The 203-nt window shown below is 51.7% G+C and carries 2 tRNA genes; both read right to left on the bottom strand.

The features are described 5' to 3' along the window. Positions 1-6: 6 nt before the first annotated feature. Positions 7-79 (bottom strand) — tRNA-Glu (locus HMPREF2681_RS04945). 52 nt (positions 80-131) lie between these two features. Further along, positions 132-203 (bottom strand) — tRNA-Gln (locus HMPREF2681_RS04940).

The raw sequence follows: 203 nt of genomic DNA, 5'->3' as shown, positions 1-203 counted from the left end.
ACTTTGTACCCCGTACGGGATTTGAACCCGTGTTACCGCCGTGAGAGGGCGGCGTCCTAGGCCGCTAGACGAACGGGGCTTAGAACTGAATTCAACTCAACTAATCAAGTTAGTTAAGCAAGCGAATTCCGCTGGCCTACCAGGACTCGAACCTAGAATGACGGTACCAGAAACCGTTGTGTTGCCAATTACACCATAGGCCA

This window comes from Corynebacterium sp. HMSC064H12, assembly GCF_001809925.1.
Taxonomy (GTDB): domain Bacteria; phylum Actinomycetota; class Actinomycetes; order Mycobacteriales; family Mycobacteriaceae; genus Corynebacterium; species Corynebacterium jeikeium_D.
The sequence above is the reverse complement of the archived record's forward strand: the minus strand, read 5'-3'. Positions and strand labels throughout refer to the sequence as shown.